The following is a 21,431-nucleotide window of genomic DNA, read 5'->3' as shown; positions in this document are numbered from 1 at the left end:
GAAAATTTGATGTCTGAAATTATTACCTGTTTGCACTGCAAAGCAAAATATGAAGTGACTTACGCCAGCATCATGTTTCGGGATCGGGACAGTGAAGACTGCGATTGTTGCGGCAAGCACCTGATGAGTTGGAATGGCTCAAGCATTCCCCGCTTCCGGCTTGTAAGCCGGCCGGAGGATGGCAAAAGTCCGCCGAGGTGAGCGGCGGGCTTCTGGTCGGGAACTTAAACCAGCAACCAGCCGAACGCGCCAAGCGCGAGGATCGCGACAAGCGTCAGCAACACCAGTCGGCCCGACCAGCCTATATTTGGGGTGTGTTCGGGCCACTTGTCGCCGGGCATCTACGTTCCCCGTATCAGGTCGTGGTCATCAGGCGCTACGCTTGTATCGCCGATCCGACGATGCAGAGCGTCGACAGGATGCCCGTCAGCTATGCTCAAGCCGTTTGTCCCATTGATCCGGCCTGCGGTGCTTTCGATGTTTGAGGAAATATCTGTAATCCTCCAAACGCTCCCTTGTGTCAGCCTCGAGGAGGTTCACCGATTTCAAGAACACCTCCAACTCATCCGGCTTCGGCTCATATCCAATCCCCTTTCGCTTATCCGCCGAAAAAAAGTCGTTCCACTTCTGGCGTTCTTCGTCTTGTAGATTCCCACCAAGTGACCTTGTCACATACGTGGCGTAGTCGAAGTCAATATAGGGATACTCGACGGAAACGACTTCCGAAATTTTTTCTTCTCTGACGCCAAGATTCCTAAGGGTAGAAATAACATTCCCCCTCATGTTGTTTTGATTTTCTGGACTTGTTCCACCCCATCGCCCATGGGATTGCATTGACCAGAGAATATTCTTCGAAAATTCCTCAGCGAGAAAATGCAGCTGAGAGACGGTTGCTCTCGCCTCTTGCAAAATTTCCCTCATTTCGCCTTCTAATCCGCTGCCGGAAAGCTTGAACTTTACTACGTCATTAAACCTAGAAGCCAAAAGACATACAAATGCTGCTACAAGGGTAATAACTTGTCCATCCCTTCCGCTTATCACTAGATAGGCGAAAATAATCAGGAACACAGCAGAGAATAAATAGAATATATTTCGCCATCTGGCGTCAGTCATTGAAATCTCCCCCCCCCCCTAAGCACCGACTCAAGGGAATACTAAGCGCGCTTCCAACCGCCAGCAATTGCGGCTCACTCACCACGGCGGGACATTGGGAAAGAAATACCCCGCCGCAATGAGCGGCGGGCTTCCGTTCGGCCGGCGAAGATCGGGACGGCTATTCCGTCGCCATCTATGCGGCCTCTTTCATGTCTTCTGCCCTGGCGCGACCTTCAGCAATTAGCCCGTCAATCTCTGCCTCATGAATGGTCCGGCGAGCCTGTAGGTGCCATGCCACAAACATGATTTCGATCCAGTGCGCAGCGACAAACCGGCCCGTCTCCCGCCGGATCATGTTGAAGAACTTCTTACGCTCGCCTTCGGAGCGGAGAACGATGGCAAGCAAGCTTCCGATCTGCTCCCTGTCACCGCCCGCCGTGCGGATGTCATACGTGGCGGGGTCAAACACTTCTTCCGCAATCGGCCCGGCAAGCACCTGAACGCCGAAGCCAAGCACGAACTCCTTTTCGGCCTTCGTGATCAACCGCCGCTGGGCAATGATCGGGCCCAGCACATGGGAGGCAATCGCCATGCAGACGGGATCACCGGCGTTGCAACCTGCATCGGCCGCAATGGGATCGTTGCGGATGAAATCAGGGTCAATGGAAACCCACTTCACCGGAAGACCATTCTTCCGCGCCGCAACGGTATGTGCGGCCTCATGGACGCACGTCTTAAAGCGCTCGCGCCTTTCCACGTCGAGCGAAGCAAGCTTAATCATGATGATTTGTCCTTTCAGGATGGTTGGAAGGACCACCCATGTTTCACACAAAATGTTGGTTTTCCATAGGTGAATGGAGGAAAATATACCTATTTACGCCGTCACCAAGATTGACGGCCCGGTATCCTCGCCGGTGTAGGCGGATGCCGGCCAGACGTTGCCGATCTCGCCAAGCGCCTCGATCATGAGCGACCGCAAATCGTGCGGCGAGCCCGGCGCGTGGTCTTCAGCAATGCTCACCAGCTGGTCGAGCATGGCGTGATAGGTATGCGAATGAAGGTAGGCCTGCGGGATCATGTCATTCCTAACGTGTGGTGTTGCCAGTGCCGCCGAAGCAGCACGCAAAGACTCGCACGCCGGAATCATCAGACGCAAGCCAGAAAATGCGCTAAGTCATTGATTTTATTGTAAGTAAGCACTTACTTACGACAGCGTTGCTGCCCTAATAAGCGGCCCCTCATGGAGTATGCCGAACCATGAGGGGCCTACCGGGTCGGCATGCTTAAAACCGCCCGACAATTCGATTATAGCGGTCACGCAACTGGACTGCGGTCGATTGTTCTAGAAGATCGCGTTTTCCTTCAGTGCCGCCGCGATCCTTTCTTTTGCCCGCTGGCGACGCTCTTTGCGCTTCCGGCTTTCGTCCTTTTTCTGCTCGATGGTCATGGCCGCGCGAAGATCGGCTTGTCGCTCGGCGTTTGACTTGGCGTCCGGCGAGGTCTGGCCGCGAGGGGCGCGCGGTCGGAACGGCCGGCCTTCGGCTATAGCCTTCGCTTGGCGCTCTGCCTTGCGCTTGGCGTTGTAAGCCGCCTTTCCTTCGCCGGCCCGGTGCGCGTCCCACTCATCAAAGACCTGCGCAGTGTGCCCCTTTTCCTTGTTCTGCTGCTTGTCCTTGGCGTGAGCTTCCTGCCACGCATCGACCACGGCGCGACGGCTATCGGCCGGCGTCTGTCCGTAACGCTTATGGTCGTCTCCGGTAAGGTCGAAGTCGGAAAGACCTTCAATCAATTCCTCAACCGTGGCTGGCTTCGGCTTCTCGGGATCGATCAACTTCTGTTGACTATCGTCTGCCATCGATCTATTCTGTTTATGGTTGAAAGAACTTGCGCCCCGGTTGGATTCCTGCCTGCCGGGGCGTTTCTTTATGCCGCGCGCTCGATCAGGCTGGCGAGGTCATGCGTGAGGTCCGCCGAGAAAGACGGGGCATCCGCCAGCTTCTTCGCGGTCGGGCCGTGATAGGGAATCTGGACCTTAATGCCGGTGCCCTGCTTCGTTACCGCGAAACTCTTGCTGGCGTCGAAGGGCTGCAACTCCACGATGCCGGTGCCGCCGTTCGCCACGCTCCGAAGCGTCTCAACGATCTTGCGGGCGGTGTCCACGGCGACGGTCGCCGGCTCATTGTCATCGATCTGAATGCTCACCGCATCACCAACGCGACGGACGATCACGCCGGGAATGGCGTCGGGGATCACGCCGGCCGCAATCTTCTCACGGATCATGTGCGAAACCGCTTCGGCAACGGAAAGGTCGAGCGCGGCGGCGATAGCCTTCAGCTGCTCAAGGCGGCGAGGCTGAAGGCGGACGGTGATAGGCTGCGAGGTCATAACTGCTCCTGTGAAATGTCAGATACACATACACGCGTGTATGTGTATTGTCAATAGCACTCACTACAGTGTCCGTAACGCTTCTGGCATCCGGTGAGGTGAGGTGTCCGTAACGCTTATTGCCCGTCTATGTGCTACATACCTGTAGAAATACAGATAAACAGATACAGATAAAAAGACGCGGATTCGCCATAAACGTTACGGACACATGAAGCCAGAGGCGGCACTACTCGGGGCCTGCGGCCCCTCGCCTGCGCGGCCCCTGCGGGGCCTTGCCGCTCGCTAACGCGAGCGACCAGTGAAACCGCTTCGCGGGTTAGCCGGAGGATGGTTAGGGTTCTGGTCTTTCTGTCTCGGTCCCCTTCCGGGGTCCGGCGCAACAGAAAGCCCTCATCAAGAAAGGGAGGGCTCCGGTCGGGTCGCTTCGCTCCCGGCCGTCGCCTATCCCGGTATTGAACGGGGCCGGGTTCCGCCCGCAAACCTACAGGGAGACTCACCAGCACGCGCTACGGGTGCCGAAGGTGTTCGGGAACTCCCGGCGCGCTGAAGCCCCTCCACGGCCTTCCCAGAGTCAAACAGCGAGGGCAAAGCTCTCGGACAATTCGGCCGTTACCACACATACGCCATTGTCGGCCGTGCTCGACCAGTCCTTGCACGTCCACTTGCGGGCGCATTCCTCGCCGTAGGGCTGGAAATAGAACGGCCGATTGCCGCCCATGCGCTCGAAGAATTCCACGATCTCGCGCATCTGGCCGTAGGTGAGCGCCGCCCACTTCAAGGACGTGGCGCGGCGAATATGGTTCAAGCCCTTCGGCGTCGGCTGGCTGTAGCCGTCGCCGAAATCAGCCTCCCAAAGGTTCACGGTCGGCTTGTGCGAGGTGCCCGGCGACGGGCCGACAGGCGGGGCAAAGGTCGGGATCGGCATGTCAGCGGCTCCGGGAATTGAGGAAGTTGCCGGGCCTGCTCTGCCGGCGGATTTCGTCGGCCACCGCGCCGCGCATGGTCTGTTCCATCTGCTTCGCCATCTTCGCGGCAAGGTCGGCGTTCTGTTCGGGCGTGCCCGCGCTGCCGTTGATGGTGATCGGCGCATTGATGGAAATCGCCTGCACGGCCGGGGCGTTGCTGTTCGCCGGCATATGGGTGCGACGGATGGCTGGCGAGTTGCCGACATAGCCGCCCGCCGCGAAGCCGCGAAGCGCGCCCCGGTGAAGCGCCTCAAGATTCGCAACGCCGATCCGGCTGGTTGCCTCCTTGCTCATAACGAATTCGCCCTTGTGGACGACGCCGGCCGGCTCATACTTGCCACCCGCCCCGGTGAAGCCGCCACTTGCAAAGCCGAACAACGATCCGAGCAAGCCGCCCCCGCCGCCAAACAAGCCGGCCAATGGCCCCTGCCCAAGCAATGCAGCTTGCGCAACAGCTTGAATCAACGTGTTTAAGAGGTTGTCGAGCGCCTTGTTACCCGTTTCGATGGCGGGGATTAGGTCCATAAACGCCCCGGCCGCCGTTTGCCGGAAGAAATCCGCCGCCTCGGCCGCTTGCTCGTGCGCCATTGTCTGGGTGTGGATCGCCGTTACAAGCTGTTCAATCTGCGCGCGCTGTTCCGCCGTTGCCGCCGCGCCTGCCCTGCGCAGGGCATTGGATTTCGCCTTTTCGAGGTCGGAAGCGCCGACAAGCCGAAGTTCTTCCGACAGGTTCTCAATGAGCCTTTGAACGGCTTCGGCTTCCCGTAGAGCCATTTCGGCCGCTGCATTTCGCGAACCCCGGCCGGGCCTTTCAGGCTTTTCAGGCTTTCCGGGGATGATCGTCGTCTCGGCCTTTTTCGCGACCCCGCCATACCTCTTTTGCAATTCAGCGATTAGCGCCGCATCTGCCTCGTTCAGGGCGGTTTCGGCACCCGTCTTGAAGGCATCGCGGATGCGCGCGTCAGGACCAAATTCCCGCCCTGCGGCACGGGCAAGGTCAGGATCATGAATGGTCAAGTCGCTATCGAGCAAGCCGAGCCCGGCCATGCCTTCCGTTATGCCACGAAACAGGCCGGAATTGCCGATCTCTTGCGACTTCTCATAGAGACGATCCAACCATGTGATGGCCGTGAGGATTGCGGATTTCGCATTGACGTCGAAACGGTGCCACGCGCGGTCCCATTGGTCATCGAAATCGTCGGCCTTCTTGAGCAAATCCTTGTCGATCGTGCCGCCGGCATCTTCGGCGGCCTGTGCCATGTCGTCGAGTCCCTCTTTGCCGTTCTTCAGGGCATTGACGAAGTTCGCGTCACCCCGGCCGAATGCCTCGGTAACAAGCAGTAGCCGTTCCTGTTCGGAGCCAGCATTCTTTACGAGTTCGGCATAGTCGCGAAGCAGGCTTTCGCTCGACCGGATGTTGCCGTTCTGGTCACGGATCGCCACGCCGTTGGCCTTGAGAATATCGGCCAGCTTGCCGCCCTGGGTGGCGGCGACAGCGATATTCTTGTTGAATTTGTCCATTCCATCGGCGAAGGCCCCGGTCTCGACGCCCGCCAATTGGAAGCCGAATTGCAGTTCCTGAAAAACCTTCGCATCCATACCGATGCGCTCAATGGTTTTGTGCAGGGTCGCCAACTCGGAAACCGTGCTTTTGACACCGCGCGCAAAGCCTTCCAGCCCGCCGACAAACATGCCGCCTACCAGCCCGCCAGCGAATGCCTTGCCGAAGGAACCGATCTTCGTGCCGATCCCGGCTAGATGGTGATTAATGCGAGTGGCCGAGCGCGCCATATTGGCTTCCATGCGCTCGCCGGCCTGTTTGGCACGCTGTTCGATGGACCTAAAACGGCGGTCGGTCTGTTGCTGCGCGCGTTCGAAATTGCGCAGATAGCGTTCAAACTGCGCCTCAAAAGTAAGCTTAAGCTGCTGGCCGTCATCCATCTGAAAATTCCTATGCTGCTTCGGCCATGAGCCGGTCGAGTTCGTCGGGGTCCATGTCGAGGAAGGACTTGCGGTTATCGTTCGCGGCGGCGCGCGCCACGGCCATGACGGCAGCAACAGCACCGTCGATACGGTCGGTCTTCTTGCCCTTGTGCATCCGCACAAGGCCGGTGTCGTTACGGGATGCCACGACGCTATCGAAGTGATGGCGAAGGACGGGGTGCCCGTTGTGGCGAAGTGCCCGGCCGTTCACGACGCGCTCAAGGGTGCCGATTGCCGGCCCCATGGTAAGCGGCCCCTGTCTGAATTCGATGGCCGGCAAGCCGTCATCATGAAGGCGCTGCATCGTCATGCGGGCTAGGTGCGGGTCAAAGGCGATCTCGCGCACGTCATAGGTGGCGCAAAGCTCGCGGATATGGACCTCGACGGCTTCGGGCTGGATCACCGGCCCTTCGATCACCGTAATCAGGCCATCGTCGCGCCACTGCTCATAGGGCACGCCGTCGCGGGTCGCGCGCCCCTTCAAGTCGTTATCGTTGGCAGCGGGAACGTAAAACCACGGATGCACGGCGATGGTGCCATCCGGGTTGCGCCACGCCGCGACAACGGCGGTCAGGTCGCCGTTAACCGACATATCGACACCGATAAAGCACGGCAGGTTTTCCATGTCGGAGAGGTCGAGCGGGATCTTGCCGGCGTCATAGGTCGCCATGTCGAAAAGCGGGTCGCGGCTGTTCCCAAACCAGCGGTTAAGGTGGAACTGCTGAAACTCGAATGCCTTCGCCGGGTTCGCCTGTGCTTCGGCCGCGTCCGAACGCAACTTTTTGATGTCGTGGAAACCGTGCTTCAGGCCGGGGTTATAACGATGCCAAACGGCTTCATCCCGCCAATCCTCATCGCTGCCGATCTCGAACATTATCGGCAGGAACGCCGGGTTGTCGATCTCGCCAAGGGCAACGGCGCGCGCATAGTTATAGCGTTCGGCCGCAAGGCTTTCGTTGCCACGGCCGGCCGTGGTGGCGACAACGGTCAAGCCGCCCTTCCGCTTCGCCATGCCGGACTGAAGCGCTTCCCAAAGGTCACGGCCCTTCCAAATGTGGATTTCATCGGCGAGAACAAAGGTCGGCGTGGTGCCGTGCTGGGCCTTGCCGTCCGACGACACGGCACGAAGAGTCGAGCCGTCGAGCTTGCTCTTGATGGTCCGAATACCGGCGTGAGGGTCATAGATGCGGGTCGCGGCGACAAGGCGCTTGTCCATCTCGACCATGCCGGCCGCTTCCCTGAAGCCGATGCCGGCCTGCTCGCGGTCGGAAGCCGCAAAGATAATCTGCCCGTTCGGAACCTTCTCCGGGCCAAGCAGGTGAAGCAGCGACAACGCCGCGGTGAGGCTGGTCTTCCTGTTCCCGCGGGGAATGTAGAAAAATACCTCGCGCACGACGCGCTCGCCGTCTTCATCGCGCGGGCCGTAAATGCGGCGGATAATCCGTTCCTGCCACTCGATAAGCTGCAAGGCGTGCTTCGGCGCGGTGCTCGCGGAATGCTTCAGAAGGCGAAGGAAGCGCACCGCCCGCTCGCCGTGCTTAAGCGGGTCGTCAATCGGACTGCCGTCAAACAGCCATGCGGGATAGGTGCTCGCCATCACGTCACCGCGAGCGGGTTATCGTCGTCATCGTCATCGGTGCCGGCAGCACCGACGCGAGCCCGCGACGTAGGCGTAAGGCCGTATTCGGCGGCAAGCTGCCGGGCCGTCTGCATGTAGCGGATTTGCAGGCCGGCAAGCTTCAGGTCGGGCAAGGGCAAGGTCTTTTGATGCTCGCCGATCTGGAAAGCAGCGCCAAAGGCCGCACAATAAGCTTCGACGCCGGCAAGATCGGCCTTCGTAACGATGCGCCGGGCGATCAGCTGCGGCACGACGCGCTTCCATTCCGCGCGCGCATGGTCGGTGAACCACTTCGGCGCGGGCGGTGCCTTGGTGAGCGCTTCACGATCCGGGGACAGTGCCGGCTTGACGCCGCGAAGGTGGGTCACGATACGCCCACCGCGCGAAGCTCAAGGCCGCGCCGCCGGCCGATTTCGGTGATTTCCTTCAGGTCATAGACCTTGCCGGCATAGGACACGCGGTCGGCCGTGGTGATACCGGCGAGGTAGCGGGTGCGGAAGACGATGGTGCCGTTTTCGGCCTCGCCGAAGCCGGTGAGAAATTCAGCCGTGGATTGCGTCACGATCTCCGCGCGCACCGTGGCAATATTCAGCCAGGCCGAGACAACCGCGCCCGTTTCCGAAACGGTTTCGGTTTTGCGTTCAATGACAATGGAGCGGTCGAGCTTGCCGGCGCGGATCATACCAGCCACCTAATCAGGGCTTCGACCGACAAGACGCCATGCCCATAGGCCGGGTCGGGGTCGCGCGGATATATGGCGTTGGTGACGCGGAAATGATCGCAATAGCCGCCCTCTACCCTCAAGCGCTTGTCGAGGGCATTGGACACGGCGAAGGCGATTTCCTTCGCGGCATCCTCCCCGGCGTCGAGGGTCCAGATATGAAGGTCGAGGTTTACCCATGCGGCCCGCTGGGCGGTGTAGTCGTGGCCGTGCAAGGCCGTGGTGCCGTTCGCCATGATGATGCAAGGCGTATCACCCGGCCGCGTCGAGCCGGCCCGGATGTTGGCAGGCTCTACAAGCGCGGCCACGGCCGGCGTGGCAATGAGCGCGGCGCGGATAGCAGTCTGAAGGGCAAGGGTCGGTTCAATCATTGCCGGTTCCACTCCCTTCGGGCGGTGCGGCCGAAGGCGCTGGCGGTGCTGCGCGTCACCTTGCCCTTAAGCAGGCGATAGCCGGTGAAAAAGAACGGCTGAGCTTCCGTCTCCGAAGTGCCATGCTCGACTAGGTGCGGATACCGCACCTCACTGTTGCCAACCGTGACGATCACCTGATTTTCACCGGCCACGGTCGAGCCGCCCGGCTGGGAGTAAGGCGAGGTCGTCTGGCCGGGTTCGGTGACGGCGATGCTATCGGCAAGTGCGCCGGTATCCTTCGGCGCAAGCTGCTTCTGGACGGCGGCAACCTCATGCGCGCCCTTGATAAGCTGCTTCATGGCGGCTTCCTTGGCCGCCTGCTTCACACGCTCCATGGCCGCGAGCGTTTCCTTCAGGCCGTTAGACGCCATCGGTTACGGCCTCCCCAAACCAGCTTTCCCGGTAGGCGTCGGCGATGCTCATCACGCTGTAAGGCGCAAGCTGCATGGTCACGCCGAAGCCAACGGCCTCGCGCTGCTCATAGTGGAAGGCGACCAGCTTCAGCACCGCGAGCTTCAGGTCGCCGGGCAGCGGATCGATGTCGGCAAGCGGCTTGCCGATGTGATTGGAAAGCTGGGCTTCGGCCGCATCGATATAGAGCGAAATAAGCTCATCGTCGGCCGTTCCATCGATATTGAGGTGAGCTTTGGCGAGCGAAAGGCTAACGATGCTCATGCGTTTTCGGCCTGTTCTGAAAAAGTTATTTCGGGAATCTCTTGCGCGGCCCTCCCCGCGCCGGTCCCCTCGAAGGGCGGGAAATTGAAGACCACCCCCGCCCTGCGCTGCTTCACGGTCGGGATGCAAAGCGCCTGCTCAAGGGTCCAGCCATCATCAAGGCGCGCGCGGATCACGTTGCGCTCGACGCCGGACAGTTCGGAAAGCTCGCGAAGCAGGTAGCGGGTGCCACGGAATTCATAGAGGCGGGTCACTGGTCGCATCCTCCTAAACGGCGGATCACAACGGCCTCGACGCTCCCGAAGCGGTGAACCATCTGATTGATGGCGTTGTAGGTGATGCCGAGTTCTTCCGCCCATTGACGGCGCGTGAGGGAGCGGCCGGCAACGGTGTGAGGCTGTCCGACACGCTTAGGCATGTGGGGCGGCGTCGGTGCTGCCGGCTTGGCTTCGGCAGGCCGCTTGACGAATGCGGGCTCGACAGGGATTGCCATGGTGCCCTGCACATGGGCGCGGTCTGCCGTGCGCTTGGCGTCGAGCCGGGCATAGACACGCTCGCGGACGGCGCGGCATTCGGCCTCGAATTCCTGCTTATCGATAAGGCGGGCACGTTCGGCGGGCGTCATGGGCGCGGCCTCCGGGTGCGTTCGCGCGCACGTTCCTGCCGCTGGATAGGTCCATCGTGGCAGGGCTGGCATACCGGCATCCAGTTGCTACGGTTCCAGAACAGCGAGCGGTCGCCACGGTGCGCAATGATATGGTGGACGATGGTTGCCGGGTTGCCGCAACGCCGGCAAGTAGGATGCGCGGCGAGGTAGGCGGTGCGCTCGCACTCCCAACGGTGATCGTAACCACGTTCGCGAGCAGACGGCCGGCGCGCATCATGGCGACGGTTACGCTCGCGAGTTGCCGTGATCTGGCACACGCAACGCGCGCCGTAGGCGACGATAAGGCCACAGGAACACAAATGCGGCGGACGGGACATTAGCGCTTCCCTCCTGCAATCTTGGCCTTGAGGGCGCGAAGGCCGGCCCGGTCAAATTCAGGGTCAAGACCTTCCGCAATGTTGCGGGCGGCCTGTTCGGGGTCCGGCTGCTTGTCGTTGGCTTCCTTATCGGACGTGCCGTGAAGGGCCTTCAGCTTCTCGAATAGGCCCGCGACGGCTTCCATGATTTCGGTCGGCGTGGCGTTCCACGCTGCTTCCGGCGTCCAGCCAAGCCAGCCGGTCGCCTTGCGGTAAAGCTCGCGGTAGACCTTCGGCCACGGCATCGGCTTGCCGCTATGGTCGGCCTTGGCGTCGTCATCGGGTGCCGGGGCGAAACCAGTGACAAGGGCGGCAATCTGCGGGCCGACGGTTTCGGCGACGATCTTCAGGGGCGTGCGGCCGATCTGGTCTAGGAAAGCGGTCGCCTGCTGCCGGTCAATGGCCGCGACGGTGATCAACTCGCGGATGGTGCCGAGATGGAATTCGGCAAGGCGCTGCGCGAGATTGGCAAAACCATCTTCTCGCGCGAAATGGGACGCGGCCCGCAAAGACGGGCGCAAGCGCACGGACCAGGAACCGAGCGCAAGCGTGATCTCGTCATATGCGGGCCGCAAAGTCATGGCGATTAGGCCGCCATCTTCAGCTTGATCAGGGCTTCGCCCATCACAACCTTGCCACCGACGCGGCGCCGGCCACCGAAGACCACAATGTCCTCGCCGAACCGGGTGTTGTAGTCGGCGAAAGGTTCGAAGGCCACGCGATCGGTGATCAGATAGCCACGATTGAAATCGCCGAAGATGATCGGCGTGGCGTCGTCTTCGGCGTCGGGCATGTAATCGCATTCATAGACCGGCTTGCCGAGCAACAGGCCGGGCTGGCCTGCCTGAAGGCCGGGCTGCCAAAGCAGGTTGCCGTCGCTATCGCGAAGGCCGCGCACCACGCGCATGGTCCTGCGGTTCATGAGCCAAGCGCCATTCAGCGCATAGGCCGACTTCACGCCATAGAACACGTCAAGCAGGGCATCCGTGTCGATTGCCGCCGCCTCGATGTCCTCGACTTCCGTCGAGGTCAGCACGCCTTCCGCCTGCGTGGTGCCATTGCCGGTCACAAACCACTGGTTTTCAAGCGTGCCGAATTCGGCGGCGATATGGGCCTGAAGGAACGCGCCGAGATTGACGGCGCTATCCTCAAGGGCGGTGCGCGAAACAGGCGTCATCACGCCCATGGCGAAATTCTTCACGTCGATCTGCTCGAACGACGGTTCGCTTTCCGGCTTCGCCTGCACTTCCGTCACGCTGCCGGGCTGGACGCGGTTGACCAGACGCGGAATCTGAAACAGCGCGCTGCCGACAGTAACCACGCTCGCAAGCTGCCGAACCGGGGAAACGGGCCGAAGCTTCTCAAGGATCGTGGTCGAGAAGTCGTCCCAAACCAGATTGCCAGCGGTGCCGGGCGCGGCGACGGTGAGCGTCTTCTTCTCCAGAAGCGCCTGCCGGACTTCGGTTTCAAATGCCTTCAGGTTGTCATTGTCGGCGGACGGGTGATTGTTGTTCGCGGCGACGGGACGATTGGCCTTCGCTTCCAGCTTGTCCATTCGCGCCTTCAGGGCGTCGAAATCCTTCTTTTCGATCACCGGATCGGCGTTGCCGGCCGGCGCATTCTCAAGTTCATCTTCCATGTGGTTTTCCTTTTGGGTTGCCGTGCCATCGGCGGCTTTGATCGAAGTGATTTGCGCGCCCGGATGGCACGGGACCGCGACAACTGAGATTTCGTGAAGGTCGAGCGCCGTAATGGTCCGGCCGCCGCGATGGGGCTTGGCGTTCTTGGTGACAAAGCCGATGGAAAGGCCGGTGACGGCCTTTGCGCGGATCATGGCGCGGACTTCGCGGGCGCGCTCAACGTCCTCGACCAGCAAGCGACCCTTGACGGTCAATCCTTCGGCCGTTTCGGTGATGGTGTCCCAAACGCCGATGGTCTGCGATTGGTCATGCGCGAACAGCATGGGTATGGTAGCGGGCGCGGTGATCGCACCCTTTTCGATCACGTCGCCGACACGATCCGGGGAACCGAACGGCCATGCGATGCCGGAAATCTCACCGGTATCATCGACGGTGAGCGCGGCCTTGATTTCAAGGAAGTCGGTCATTCCGCGTCCTTCGCATAGGCTTCGGCGATACGGGCGCGAAGGATTGCCGAGGCCTCGCCGGTCGCTGCCGCCTGTCGGAAATCGTCCTGGGCGTCGGGTTCGGGCTCGCCGAGCCAGACAAGACGAAGGAGCGCGACTGCAATCGGGAAGGACTCAGCAAGCGGGCGCTTGGCGGCATAGGCGTCGGCGAGGTCGGCGGCTTCCTTCGGCGAGCTGCCGCCGCCGATCAGCGCAAGGCGGATAATCTCGACAACCTCCTCAAGCCGGAAATGGCCTTCGGGGATACGCTGGCAAAGGGAACCGATGCCCGCGCCGGTCTTTCGCTGAAGCTCAAGAATCTGTTCGAGAGGGAGGGCGAACGTCTTTTCGCCGTCCCCGAAAAAGGCGGTGTGCTTCATGCCAACACCGCAAACGTGATGCCGAGCAAGATCAGCGAAGCCAGCCAAGCGGCTTCGATAGCAACATAGGTCTTCATGCTTCCTTCCTCGCCGGAACCGTGGCAGGCCCTGTCGTCGTGGTCGTGGTGTAGGGATTGGCGAGCTCGTCACCGCCTTCGATGGCCGGCAGGTTCATGGCGGCGCGGACTTCGTTCGGGGTCATGGCGCGCATGGCGACCAGCTTGCCGAAGATTTCCGCCCGGCCCGCCGCGTCGGCGCGCTGAAGGTCGTCAATGACGAATTCGAAATAGAGGTCGTCCTGTTCGTCTTCGGTCAGAAGAACGGTCGCATAGGCGTCCTGCCAGCGGTCGAGCCAAGGCCGAAGGCAAAGCTGAAGGAAGCTCGCCGCCATCTGTTCGGCGTTGCTCCAAGTCGCGCGCTCAAGCTGATAGAGCATGTGCGGCGGCACGCCGAAGATGCGGGCAATTTCGTTGATCTGCTCAAGGCGGTTCTCGATGAACTGCGCATCGGTGCTAGGCATCGTCTGCGCGTCATACTTCCAACCATCGGGCAGAATGAGCGGTTCGCCGCTGGCATCGGACTGCCAGCGAAGCCAAGACTTGCGCAGGTTGGCAGCGGTGTTCGCGCCCGTCTCGCCGGCCTGCGGCTTGTCATTGGTCAGCGTGCCGGACGGGCGCGCGCCGGAACCGAAGAACTTGGACGCATGGCGCTCAAGCACCATGGCAACGCCGATAGCATCCTTGCCGAGCGTGACCGGCGAGGTTGCGCCGAAGGCCGGCACATAGAGCACGTCGCGGTAGGACAGGCGCACTTGCCGGCCCTTCGAAGGCTGCACAAGGTAATAGGGTTCGCCGTCATCCTCGAAACGCGGCTGGACAGTGCCGGGTGCGAGCCGGTGAAGTTCTGCCGGCTGGTCGCTACCGACGCGCACAACCTGCGCATATCCCGCACCGTGCATAAGGGCGTCGGCCGTGAGGTCAACGCGAAGCTGCCCGGCGCTGGTCCAAGGGTTCGCCCAGTTATGCACAAGGCGATTGCCTGGGCGATCCTTGGCCGCTTCCTTACTGTCCCCTGCCTCGCGATAGAGCTTGCACGGCAAGGAACCGATGGTTTCGGAAATCAGGCGCACGGCCTGAAAGACGGCCGGAACGCGCAAGGCCGTGGTCGCCGAGACGGTGACTCCGGACGCGGACGGCACGACGCCGAACAAATCGAAGATGGCAGGATCGGACAGAGAAATGGACTTCTGTTCCGATCCGAAGCCGAGGGCCTTAACTACGCGGCCGAACCCATTACGCAACGTAAACAACCTGTGAGAACAAAACTTGAATAGATTCTCTCACAGGTTGATTCTGGTGTGAATCCCTAAAATAAGTAAAATTGATGGTTTATTGAAAAATGATCATTTTTTGTGATCTAATTTGTAGCGCGGAAGGCGGTCTATCGCCGCCTTTTTCGCTTTAATCGTCACATCGCCGTAGTTGTCGCCGGCCGTCTTCGATGCATGGCCTTGGATGGCGTCTAAGGTGCGGTCTGAAATCCCCTGCTCGCGGCCTACGGTCTTGAAGCGGTGCCGCCAGCCATGGTTAGGGCTCACGCCTTCGGGGATCACTTCGAGCGTCTGAAGCCATTTGCTAACGCGCCCGGCGATGGTTTGCGCGGCCGTAAGAGCGTCTTTCCCTTTCTTCTGCGGATAGAAAAGTGGCCCGTCCGCTGCGGCCTCGACAAACTTCACAAAGCCGAGGTCGATCAATTGCGGATGCAAGGGGACATCGCGATAGCCGCCGGCCTTCACCGTCCCCGCTGCCGGCGTAATGCGCATAACGTGGGTGTCGCCCTCTTTGCGGAAGTCCTGCTTGCGCAATTGGGTGATCTCCGCGATGCGCGCGCCAGTGAAGGCGCATAGGATCGGTGCCCATTGCTTCGCTGCCGTGGTCTGTGGTGCTTCCCGGTTCGCTGGATTGTCAGGGACGGCCGGAAGATAGCTGCGAGATGCGCGAAGGATCGCAAGGGCCTCGCTATCGGTAAAACCTTGCTCGCGCTCCAGCTGCTTCTTCGGGGCTTCCTGCCGGACCTTTTCGGCGACATTGATTGGCAAGCGGTCGTTCTCGACTGCCCATTTCAGAACCGTGCGCAACGATGCGAGATGCACCTTGCTTACGGTGCTCGCCGAATGGGTCTTTAGCCGCGCGTCTCGCCAATCGAGGATATCTTGTTTCGTGAGACGGCGGGCATCTTGGTGGCCGACGAAATCAATGAGGTCGAGCAAGACGGGTTGCCAACGCTTATCGGCTCCCCTGCCCTTGCCGATAGCTACGCGGCTCTTGATGTAGTCATTTAGCAGGACCTTAAGTGGCACGGGCGGCAACTCATCGGCCACCGGCTGGGCCTCCGCAATGAGCGGGTGCGACGGCTTGCCGGTAAAGTCGCCCTCGTCGCGTTCGGCAACGCGGGATAGGGCCTCGTATTCGGAAATGCACATGGCGCGCGCCAAGGTGCGCCATTCCTCGGAACCAATTTCCGCCGTGGTGTTGCCGAGTCGGCGAAAGCGCTCGATTCGGCCACCGACGACTTCGGCCAATTCCGAATCGCTCAAGCGGCCGGCCATGCCGTCGCGAAGCTTTGCGACCAGCAAGTCATCTATCAGACCGAGGCGAGCATAGCGTGGATCGGTGTTGCGCAGTTCCTCGTCAAAGGCGAGCCGGGATTGATAGTTGCGAAGTGCGATTTGATCCGGCGCTAGGGGATAGCGGCCCATCGTTACCTCACGCGCACCGGCTTCGGCGGCCCGGCGTTCGCCAAGGCTGATTTCATGCTGAAGCAGCGCAACCGCGCCCGGCAGCTTCTTCAAAGCCTCGCGATAGTCAGGGCCGAGTGGGGTTCGGAGTTCGGTTTTGCCGTTCATGAACGGCCGAAGCTCCTTCGGAATCACCAGCCGGGCGAAATATCGCCCATCGCGATTGAGCAGATTCCGAACTTTGCCGGCCATCGATTTCCACCTGATTTGTTACGTGTTTTGTAACATCAGAATGGACGGAAAGCCTTGTGGGTCAAGGGTTCTAATGATTTCAAGGGGATGAAATGGTGCTGCCAGAGAGGATTGAACTCTCGACCTCTCCCTTACCAAGGGAGTGCTCTACCACTGAGCTACGGCAGCGCCCCGAGTGCGGCGGACTTCTGCCACAGGAATTCCGATAGTGCAAGTTATGTCTGACGCTTCTTTGCGATCTTTTTTCCCGGACACGGCTCGGCCACAATGATATGTATGTCGTTCGCTCTTCACGATCGAACAAGGGGACACGTTCGGGCCGGCCGCCATGACTGCGAAAGACACCAAATCGCCTTCCACGGCTCATGAACAGCGGAAGGCACGTCTGGCGGAAGAGTTACGCGCGAATCTCCTGAAACGAAAAGCGCAGGCCCGCTCACGCCGCACCGGAAACCCCGACGACAGGCCGGAGGGAATATCGGCGGCGGGCAAGGACGAACGAAAATGACGAATCTTCGTTAGCCGGACGGCAACTTTCGGTCGAATGAGCCGTTCTTGAACGGCATTTCAGCATGGTCTAGACGGACCGCAACGATAAATCAGACAAAGCCGGGCATTTCCCCGGAGAAATGATTCGCATGGATCGCATCAGAATTGTCGGCGGCAACCATCTCGAAGGCCGCATTCCCATTTCGGGCGCCAAGAACGCAGCTCTCCCTCTCATGATCGCGTCGCTGCTGACCGACGACACGCTGACGCTGGAGAACGTGCCGCATCTGGCCGACGTTGAGCAGCTCATCCGCATCCTCGGCAATCATGGCGTCGACTATTCGGTCAACGGCCGACGCGAGCGCCAGCACGAAGGCTATTCGCGGACCATCAATTTCACCGCCCGCCAGATCGTCGACACCACCGCCCCCTACGAGCTGGTGTCCAAGATGCGGGCGAGCTTCTGGGTGATCGGGCCGCTGCTGGCGCGCATGGGCGAGGCCCGGGTGTCGCTGCCCGGCGGCTGCGCCATCGGCACGCGCCCGGTCGACCTGTTCATCGATGGCCTGCAGGCGCTGGGCGCCGACATCGACGTCGACAATGGCTACGTCATCGCCAAAGCCAAGACCAACAACCGGCTTCAGGGCAACCGCTACGTCTTCCCCAAGGTCTCGGTCGGCGCCACCCATGTGCTGATGATGGCCGCCTCCCTCGCCCGCGGCGAGACGGTGCTGGAAAACGCAGCGCGCGAGCCCGAGGTGGTGAACCTCGCCGAATGCCTGATCGCGATGGGCGCCAAGATCTACGGCGCTGGCACCTCGACCATCACCATCCAGGGCGTGGAGGCGCTGTCGGGCGCGCGCCATCAGGTTATCCCCGACCGCATCGAGACCGGCACCTATGCCATGGCCGTGGCCATGGCCGGCGGCGACGTGGTGCTCGAGGGCGGGCGGATCGACCTGCTCGAAAATGCGCTCAACGTGCTTGGCCAGACCGGCACCGAGATCACCTCGGTGGAAAACGGCATCCGCGTGCGCCGCAACGGCGTCGGCATCGATCCCGTCGACGTGGTGACCGAACCCTTCCCCGGCTTCCCGACCGACCTGCAGGCGCAGTTCATGGGGCTGATGACCATGGCCAAGGGCAAGTCGAAGATCACCGAGACGATTTTCGAGAACCGCTTCATGCATGTGCAGGAGCTGGCCCGACTCGGCGCGCGAATCACGCTCGCCGGCCAGACGGCGATCGTCGACGGCGTCACCAAGCTCAAGGGCGCTCCGGTGATGGCGACCGACCTGCGCGCCTCGGTGTCGCTGGTGATCGCAGGCCTGGCGGCCGAAGGCGAGACCGTCGTCAACCGTGTCTACCACCTCGACCGCGGCTTCGAGCGGCTGGAGGAAAAGCTGTCCGGCTGCGGCGCAATCATCGAGCGCATTTCGTCCTAGACGCGCATCCACATCCGTCGAATGGCGTTTCGGTTGCGCGGGCGGCAAAGACCGCATAACACAAGATCGACGCCCTTCGCTCGGACGCTGACGCGGAATGGACCAGCTAAAACTCGTCGCACTCGACGAACAGGATCTGAATGTCGTTTCGGCGCACGTCCAGGACGCCGTGCTGAAGATTGGCGACCTCGAATATTCGACAGTGGCCAAGCACTTCATGCTGACCATGAACCGTTTCGCCTGGGAAACCAGGAGCGGCTTCTTCAAGCCGCGTTACCAGCGACGCAAGAGCGTGCTGGACTTCAACCGCGTACTCGCCGTTAAATCCATTGGAATTCCGCGCGAAAAGCCGGATGAAGTGCTGTCGCTTCTGGCGATACGCTTCCATGCAAAGGGATCGCCGGCCGGCACCATCGAGCTCGACTTTTCGGGAGGCGGCACGATCGCCCTCAAAGTCGAGTGCATCGAGGCGCGCCTGGCCGACCTGGCGGGCGCCTGGGAAGCCAGTTCCCGCCCCATTCACAAAGTCTGACGAGTTTTCGATTTCCCCATGGCCATCACGCTCCGCACATCCGACACCGATTTCGAGACCCGTTTCGCGGCGTTTCTGACCACCAAGCGCGAAACCTCGCCCGATGTGGAGGCCGTGGTGCGCGACATCATCGCCACCGTCCGCGAACATGGCGACAAGGCGCTTGTCGACTACACGCGCAAATTCGACCGCGCCGACCTCGACGCTCTGGGCATTGCGGTTTCCCGTGAAGACATCGAGCAGGCCTACCGCGACGCCGATCCCGCCACCGTCGAGGCGCTGACCTTCGCCCGCGACCGTATCCGCTCGCACCACGAGCGCCAGCGCCCCAGCGACGACCGCTATGTCGACGCGATCGGCGTCGAGCTCGGCTCGCGCTGGACAGCCGTTGAGGCGGTCGGTCTCTACGTGCCCGGCGGCACCGCCAGCTATCCAAGCTCCGTGCTGATGAATGCCATGCCGGCGCGCGTTGCCGGCGTCGAACGCATCGTCATGGTGGTGCCTGCCTCGGGCGGCGTCATCAACCCGCTGGTGCTGGTTGCGGCCGATCTTGCCGGCATCACCGAGATCTATCGCGTCGGCGGCGCCCAGGCCGTCGCGGCGCTGGCCTACGGCACCGAGACGATTCGCCCCGTGGCCAAGATCGTCGGCCCCGGCAACGCCTATGTCGCTGCCGCCAAGCGGCAGGTATTCGGCACCGTCGGCATAGACATGATCGCCGGCCCTTCCGAGGTGCTCGTCATCGCCGACGGCGACAACGATCCCGACTGGATCGCCGCCGATCTTCTGGCGCAGGCCGAACACGACGCCTCCGCCCAGTCCATCCTCGTCACCGACGACGCGGTCTTCGCCGTGGCGGTGGAGGAGGCCGTGCAGCGCCAGCTCGAATCGCTGCCGCGCGGCGAAACCGCTGCCGCGAGCTGGCGCGATTTCGGCGCCGTGATCCTCGTCGAGAATCTGAACGAGGCGATCCCGCTGGCCAATCGCATCGCCGCCGAGCACCTGGAGCTTGCGGTCGCCGATCCGGAGGCCATGCTGCCGCAGATCCGCAACGCCGGCTCGATCTTCCTTGGCCGCCACACGCCGGAGGTGATCGGCGACTATGTCGGCGGCCCGAACCACGTTTTACCGACCGCGCGCTCGGCCCGCTTCTCGTCGGGCCTGAACGTGCTCGACTTCATGAAGCGCAGCTCGATTCTGAAGCTGGGGCCGGAGCAGCTCCGGGCGCTGGCGCCGGCCGCGATTGCGCTTGCCAAGGCGGAGGGGCTGGACGCGCATGGGCGCTCCGTCGCCATCCGCCTGAACCTGTAGAGCGAGGGATGCACCATCTCGACCGCTATCGCTCAAGACTGATCGACGTCGAGCTCGACGAATCGATTGGCCGCTCGACGCCCGACATCGAGCATGAGCGGGCGGTGGCGATCTTCGACCTGATCGAGGAGAACAGTTTCCAGCCGGCAAACGACGAGGGCAACGGCCCCTACCGGCTCAAATTGTCGCTGATCGATTCGAAACTGGTCTTCGCGGTTACGCGCGAGAACGGCGAGCAGGTGGTGACGCACATACTGTCGCTGACGCCGTTCCGGCGGATCGTGAAGGACTACTTCATGATCTGCGAAAGCTATTACGAGGCTATCCGCACCGCCAGCCCAAGCCAGATCGAGGCGATCGACATGGGCCGCAGGGGGCTGCACAACGAGGGTTCACAGACACTGCAGGACCGCCTCTCCGGGAAGATCGACATCGATTTCAACACGGCACGCCGCGTTTTCACGCTGGTCTGCGTGCTGCACTGGCGGGGTTAGCCCTGACTACCCTGCCCCGCTCCATCCTGTTCGTGTGCGGCATGAATGTCGTGCGCTCTCCCATGGCCGAGATTCTGGCCCGTCGGATGCTGCCGCCCAAGACTTTCATCGCCTCGGCCGGCGTGCGCGTGGGCGAGCGCGATCCGTTCGTCGACGCGGTCCTCGCCGAAGAAGGCCTGTCGCTGAACGACCGCCAGCCGCGCACGATGGAAGACTTGGAAGACGACTATTTCGACCTGATCGTGACGCTTGCCCCGGAGGCCCACCACGCGGCGCTGGAACTTACCCGCTCCATGGCCGTTGAGGTGGAATATTGGCCGACTGCCGATCCTACCACCGTAAGTGGAACCCGCGACCAGATCATGGCCGCCTACCGGGACATGCGTGAGCGGTTGAAAGCGCGGATCGCCACGCGGTTCGCGCCAGAAATGACGCCGAAAGGTGTATGATTAAGCGTGTTCACAAAGTGGCGATAATCATATAGGTTCCGCCGAAATTCCGGCCCGATGTCGGAAATGCAATCCTAACCAAAGGTAGAGAATGCCGAAGGAAGAAGTCCTCGAGTTTCCAGGCACCGTGACGGAACTGCTGCCGAATGCGATGTTCCGCGTAAAGCTCGAAAACGAACACGAGATCATCGCTCATACGGCCGGCCGCATGCGCAAGAACCGCATCCGCGTGCTGACCGGCGACAAGGTTCTTGTGGAGATGACCCCGTACGACCTGAGCAAGGGCCGTATCACCTATCGCTTCAAATAGGCCGGCTCGCCGTTGCTTCAGCCGACAGG

General features: G+C 61.4%; 28 protein-coding genes and 1 tRNA gene. 7 read left to right on the top strand and 22 right to left on the bottom strand.

All coding sequences use genetic code 11. From position 1 onward, the window contains the following. Positions 1–426 precede the first annotated feature (426 nt). The 22 genes from ABLE85_RS15810 to ABLE85_RS15705 form a co-directional block, all read right to left on the bottom strand. The gene (locus ABLE85_RS15810) at positions 427–1,113 is read right to left on the bottom strand and encodes a hypothetical protein (RefSeq protein WP_348793665.1); all 687 of its coding nucleotides are present in this window, start codon (positions 1,111–1,113) and stop codon (positions 427–429) included. A 175-nt stretch (positions 1,114–1,288) separates the two neighbouring features. Next, on the bottom strand, positions 1,289–1,876 hold the full coding sequence (locus tag ABLE85_RS15805; RefSeq protein ID WP_348793664.1) for a hypothetical protein: 588 nt from the start codon (positions 1,874–1,876) through the stop codon (positions 1,289–1,291). Between the two features lie 93 nt (positions 1,877–1,969). Beyond that, positions 1,970–2,173 carry a hypothetical protein gene (locus ABLE85_RS15800; RefSeq protein WP_348793663.1) on the bottom strand — a complete coding sequence of 68 codons (204 nt, stop codon included), beginning with the start codon at positions 2,171–2,173 and terminating at the stop codon, positions 1,970–1,972. 264 nt (positions 2,174–2,437) lie between these two features. Continuing rightward, positions 2,438–2,926 (bottom strand): hypothetical protein, encoded by a 489-nt coding sequence (locus ABLE85_RS15795; protein ID WP_348793662.1) that lies wholly within the window; start codon positions 2,924–2,926, stop codon positions 2,438–2,440. Positions 2,927–3,018: 92 nt separating this feature from the next. After that, on the bottom strand, positions 3,019–3,480 hold the full coding sequence (locus tag ABLE85_RS15790; protein WP_348793661.1) for a hypothetical protein: 462 nt from the start codon (positions 3,478–3,480) through the stop codon (positions 3,019–3,021). 571 nt (positions 3,481–4,051) lie between these two features. Beyond that, positions 4,052–4,405: a phage tail protein gene (locus ABLE85_RS15785; RefSeq protein ID WP_348793660.1), complete on the bottom strand. Its 354-nt coding sequence runs from the start codon at positions 4,403–4,405 to the stop codon at positions 4,052–4,054. A gap of 1 nt (position 4,406) precedes the next feature. After that, a complete protein-coding gene (locus ABLE85_RS15780) occupies positions 4,407–6,386 on the bottom strand; it encodes a hypothetical protein (protein WP_348793659.1) in 1,980 nt (659 codons plus the stop codon). A gap of 10 nt (positions 6,387–6,396) precedes the next feature. Further along, positions 6,397–8,025 carry a terminase TerL endonuclease subunit gene (locus ABLE85_RS15775; protein ID WP_348793658.1) on the bottom strand — a complete coding sequence of 543 codons (1,629 nt, stop codon included), beginning with the start codon at positions 8,023–8,025 and terminating at the stop codon, positions 6,397–6,399. Then, on the bottom strand, positions 8,025–8,414 hold the full coding sequence (locus ABLE85_RS15770; RefSeq protein ID WP_348793657.1) for a P27 family phage terminase small subunit: 390 nt from the start codon (positions 8,412–8,414) through the stop codon (positions 8,025–8,027). Before ABLE85_RS15770 ends, ABLE85_RS15775 begins: the two co-directional genes overlap by 1 nt. After that, the gene (locus tag ABLE85_RS15765) at positions 8,411–8,728 is read right to left on the bottom strand and encodes a phage head closure protein (protein ID WP_348793741.1); all 318 of its coding nucleotides are present in this window, start codon (positions 8,726–8,728) and stop codon (positions 8,411–8,413) included. Before ABLE85_RS15765 ends, ABLE85_RS15770 begins: the two co-directional genes overlap by 4 nt. Beyond that, on the bottom strand, positions 8,725–9,138 hold the full coding sequence (locus tag ABLE85_RS15760) for a DUF3168 domain-containing protein (RefSeq protein ID WP_348793656.1): 414 nt from the start codon (positions 9,136–9,138) through the stop codon (positions 8,725–8,727). Before ABLE85_RS15760 ends, ABLE85_RS15765 begins: the two co-directional genes overlap by 4 nt. Beyond that, entirely contained in the window at positions 9,135–9,551 is a 417-nt protein-coding gene (locus ABLE85_RS15755) for an HK97-gp10 family putative phage morphogenesis protein (RefSeq protein ID WP_348793655.1), read from the bottom strand. The genes ABLE85_RS15760 and ABLE85_RS15755 overlap by 4 nt, the downstream gene beginning before the upstream one ends. Next, entirely contained in the window at positions 9,541–9,855 is a 315-nt protein-coding gene (locus ABLE85_RS15750) for a head-tail connector protein (protein ID WP_348793654.1), read from the bottom strand. The genes ABLE85_RS15755 and ABLE85_RS15750 overlap by 11 nt, the downstream gene beginning before the upstream one ends. Continuing rightward, a complete protein-coding gene (locus ABLE85_RS15745) occupies positions 9,852–10,109 on the bottom strand; it encodes a hypothetical protein (protein ID WP_348793653.1) in 258 nt (85 codons plus the stop codon). The genes ABLE85_RS15750 and ABLE85_RS15745 overlap by 4 nt, the downstream gene beginning before the upstream one ends. Next, on the bottom strand, positions 10,106–10,480 hold the full coding sequence (locus tag ABLE85_RS15740; RefSeq protein WP_348793652.1) for a hypothetical protein: 375 nt from the start codon (positions 10,478–10,480) through the stop codon (positions 10,106–10,108). The genes ABLE85_RS15745 and ABLE85_RS15740 overlap by 4 nt, the downstream gene beginning before the upstream one ends. Continuing rightward, positions 10,477–10,839, bottom strand: coding sequence for an HNH endonuclease (locus tag ABLE85_RS15735; protein ID WP_348793651.1), 363 nt, complete (start codon positions 10,837–10,839; stop codon positions 10,477–10,479). The genes ABLE85_RS15740 and ABLE85_RS15735 overlap by 4 nt, the downstream gene beginning before the upstream one ends. Continuing rightward, positions 10,839–11,459, bottom strand: a complete 621-nt coding sequence (locus ABLE85_RS15730; RefSeq protein ID WP_348793650.1) for a hypothetical protein — start codon at positions 11,457–11,459, stop codon at positions 10,839–10,841. The genes ABLE85_RS15735 and ABLE85_RS15730 overlap by 1 nt, the downstream gene beginning before the upstream one ends. 5 nt (positions 11,460–11,464) lie before the next feature. After that, positions 11,465–12,985 carry a phage major capsid protein gene (locus ABLE85_RS15725; protein ID WP_348793649.1) on the bottom strand — a complete coding sequence of 507 codons (1,521 nt, stop codon included), beginning with the start codon at positions 12,983–12,985 and terminating at the stop codon, positions 11,465–11,467. After that, a complete protein-coding gene (locus tag ABLE85_RS15720) occupies positions 12,982–13,383 on the bottom strand; it encodes a gene transfer agent family protein (protein WP_348793648.1) in 402 nt (133 codons plus the stop codon). Before ABLE85_RS15720 ends, ABLE85_RS15725 begins: the two co-directional genes overlap by 4 nt. A gap of 73 nt (positions 13,384–13,456) precedes the next feature. Continuing rightward, positions 13,457–14,683, bottom strand: a complete 1,227-nt coding sequence (locus ABLE85_RS15715; protein ID WP_348793647.1) for a phage portal protein — start codon at positions 14,681–14,683, stop codon at positions 13,457–13,459. 102 nt (positions 14,684–14,785) lie between these two features. Next, positions 14,786–16,372: a hypothetical protein gene (locus ABLE85_RS15710; protein ID WP_348793646.1), complete on the bottom strand. Its 1,587-nt coding sequence runs from the start codon at positions 16,370–16,372 to the stop codon at positions 14,786–14,788. Between the two features lie 93 nt (positions 16,373–16,465). Continuing rightward, positions 16,466–16,540 (bottom strand) — tRNA-Thr (locus ABLE85_RS15705). 160 nt (positions 16,541–16,700) lie between these two features. Between ABLE85_RS15705 and ABLE85_RS15700 the strand changes: the two genes are divergently transcribed. The 7 genes from ABLE85_RS15700 (at position 16,701) to infA (ending at position 21,402) form a co-directional block, all read left to right on the top strand. Continuing rightward, positions 16,701–16,880: a hypothetical protein gene (locus tag ABLE85_RS15700; protein WP_348793645.1), complete on the top strand. Its 180-nt coding sequence runs from the start codon at positions 16,701–16,703 to the stop codon at positions 16,878–16,880. 130 nt (positions 16,881–17,010) lie between these two features. After that, on the top strand, positions 17,011–18,306 hold the full coding sequence (gene murA / locus ABLE85_RS15695; protein ID WP_348793644.1) for a UDP-N-acetylglucosamine 1-carboxyvinyltransferase: 1,296 nt from the start codon (positions 17,011–17,013) through the stop codon (positions 18,304–18,306). Between the two features lie 97 nt (positions 18,307–18,403). Further along, positions 18,404–18,838 carry a DUF2948 family protein gene (locus ABLE85_RS15690; protein ID WP_348793643.1) on the top strand — a complete coding sequence of 145 codons (435 nt, stop codon included), beginning with the start codon at positions 18,404–18,406 and terminating at the stop codon, positions 18,836–18,838. 18 nt (positions 18,839–18,856) lie between these two features. After that, the gene (gene hisD / locus ABLE85_RS15685) at positions 18,857–20,149 is read left to right on the top strand and encodes a histidinol dehydrogenase (protein ID WP_348793642.1); all 1,293 of its coding nucleotides are present in this window, start codon (positions 18,857–18,859) and stop codon (positions 20,147–20,149) included. Between the two features lie 8 nt (positions 20,150–20,157). Next, positions 20,158–20,643 carry a UPF0262 family protein gene (locus tag ABLE85_RS15680; protein ID WP_348793641.1) on the top strand — a complete coding sequence of 162 codons (486 nt, stop codon included), beginning with the start codon at positions 20,158–20,160 and terminating at the stop codon, positions 20,641–20,643. After that, entirely contained in the window at positions 20,631–21,092 is a 462-nt protein-coding gene (locus tag ABLE85_RS15675; protein ID WP_348793740.1) for a low molecular weight phosphatase family protein, read from the top strand. Before ABLE85_RS15680 ends, ABLE85_RS15675 begins: the two co-directional genes overlap by 13 nt. A gap of 91 nt (positions 21,093–21,183) precedes the next feature. Continuing rightward, positions 21,184–21,402, top strand: coding sequence for a translation initiation factor IF-1 (gene infA / locus ABLE85_RS15670; protein WP_008838549.1), 219 nt, complete (start codon positions 21,184–21,186; stop codon positions 21,400–21,402). Positions 21,403–21,431 lie beyond the last annotated feature (29 nt).

Source organism: Mesorhizobium sp. KR1-2, assembly GCF_040045035.1.
Classification (GTDB): Bacteria; Pseudomonadota; Alphaproteobacteria; order Rhizobiales; family Rhizobiaceae; genus Pseudaminobacter.
Note: the sequence above shows the minus strand (reverse complement) of the source record. Positions and strands in the feature narration are given on the sequence as shown.

What these genes read in the sequence shown, in the direction of transcription:
- ABLE85_RS15740 (WP_348793652.1), bottom strand. Translation starts at nt 10,480, where the DNA reads ATGACGCCCGCCGAACGTGCCCGCCTTATCGATAAGCAGGAATTCGAG.
- ABLE85_RS15725 (WP_348793649.1), bottom strand. Translation starts at nt 12,985, where the DNA reads ATGACCGACTTCCTTGAAATCAAGGCCGCGCTCACCGTCGATGATACC.
- ABLE85_RS15810 (WP_348793665.1), bottom strand. Translation starts at nt 1,113, where the DNA reads ATGACTGACGCCAGATGGCGAAATATATTCTATTTATTCTCTGCTGTG.
- ABLE85_RS15730 (WP_348793650.1), bottom strand. Translation starts at nt 11,459, where the DNA reads ATGACTTTGCGGCCCGCATATGACGAGATCACGCTTGCGCTCGGTTCC.
- ABLE85_RS15680 (WP_348793641.1), top strand. Translation starts at nt 20,158, where the DNA reads ATGCACCATCTCGACCGCTATCGCTCAAGACTGATCGACGTCGAGCTC.
- hisD (WP_348793642.1), top strand. Translation starts at nt 18,857, where the DNA reads ATGGCCATCACGCTCCGCACATCCGACACCGATTTCGAGACCCGTTTC.
- ABLE85_RS15750 (WP_348793654.1), bottom strand. Translation starts at nt 9,855, where the DNA reads ATGAGCATCGTTAGCCTTTCGCTCGCCAAAGCTCACCTCAATATCGAT.
- ABLE85_RS15785 (WP_348793660.1), bottom strand. Translation starts at nt 4,405, where the DNA reads ATGCCGATCCCGACCTTTGCCCCGCCTGTCGGCCCGTCGCCGGGCACC.
- ABLE85_RS15775 (WP_348793658.1), bottom strand. Translation starts at nt 8,025, where the DNA reads ATGGCGAGCACCTATCCCGCATGGCTGTTTGACGGCAGTCCGATTGAC.
- ABLE85_RS15805 (WP_348793664.1), bottom strand. Translation starts at nt 1,876, where the DNA reads ATGATTAAGCTTGCTTCGCTCGACGTGGAAAGGCGCGAGCGCTTTAAG.
- ABLE85_RS15765 (WP_348793741.1), bottom strand. Translation starts at nt 8,728, where the DNA reads ATGATCCGCGCCGGCAAGCTCGACCGCTCCATTGTCATTGAACGCAAA.
- ABLE85_RS15720 (WP_348793648.1), bottom strand. Translation starts at nt 13,383, where the DNA reads ATGAAGCACACCGCCTTTTTCGGGGACGGCGAAAAGACGTTCGCCCTC.
- murA (WP_348793644.1), top strand. Translation starts at nt 17,011, where the DNA reads ATGGATCGCATCAGAATTGTCGGCGGCAACCATCTCGAAGGCCGCATT.
- ABLE85_RS15700 (WP_348793645.1), top strand. Translation starts at nt 16,701, where the DNA reads ATGACTGCGAAAGACACCAAATCGCCTTCCACGGCTCATGAACAGCGG.
- ABLE85_RS15710 (WP_348793646.1), bottom strand. Translation starts at nt 16,372, where the DNA reads ATGGCCGGCAAAGTTCGGAATCTGCTCAATCGCGATGGGCGATATTTC.
- ABLE85_RS15755 (WP_348793655.1), bottom strand. Translation starts at nt 9,551, where the DNA reads ATGGCGTCTAACGGCCTGAAGGAAACGCTCGCGGCCATGGAGCGTGTG.
- ABLE85_RS15760 (WP_348793656.1), bottom strand. Translation starts at nt 9,138, where the DNA reads ATGATTGAACCGACCCTTGCCCTTCAGACTGCTATCCGCGCCGCGCTC.
- ABLE85_RS15800 (WP_348793663.1), bottom strand. Translation starts at nt 2,173, where the DNA reads ATGATCCCGCAGGCCTACCTTCATTCGCATACCTATCACGCCATGCTC.
- infA (WP_008838549.1), top strand. Translation starts at nt 21,184, where the DNA reads ATGCCGAAGGAAGAAGTCCTCGAGTTTCCAGGCACCGTGACGGAACTG.
- ABLE85_RS15690 (WP_348793643.1), top strand. Translation starts at nt 18,404, where the DNA reads ATGGACCAGCTAAAACTCGTCGCACTCGACGAACAGGATCTGAATGTC.
- ABLE85_RS15735 (WP_348793651.1), bottom strand. Translation starts at nt 10,839, where the DNA reads ATGTCCCGTCCGCCGCATTTGTGTTCCTGTGGCCTTATCGTCGCCTAC.
- ABLE85_RS15780 (WP_348793659.1), bottom strand. Translation starts at nt 6,386, where the DNA reads ATGGATGACGGCCAGCAGCTTAAGCTTACTTTTGAGGCGCAGTTTGAA.
- ABLE85_RS15790 (WP_348793661.1), bottom strand. Translation starts at nt 3,480, where the DNA reads ATGACCTCGCAGCCTATCACCGTCCGCCTTCAGCCTCGCCGCCTTGAG.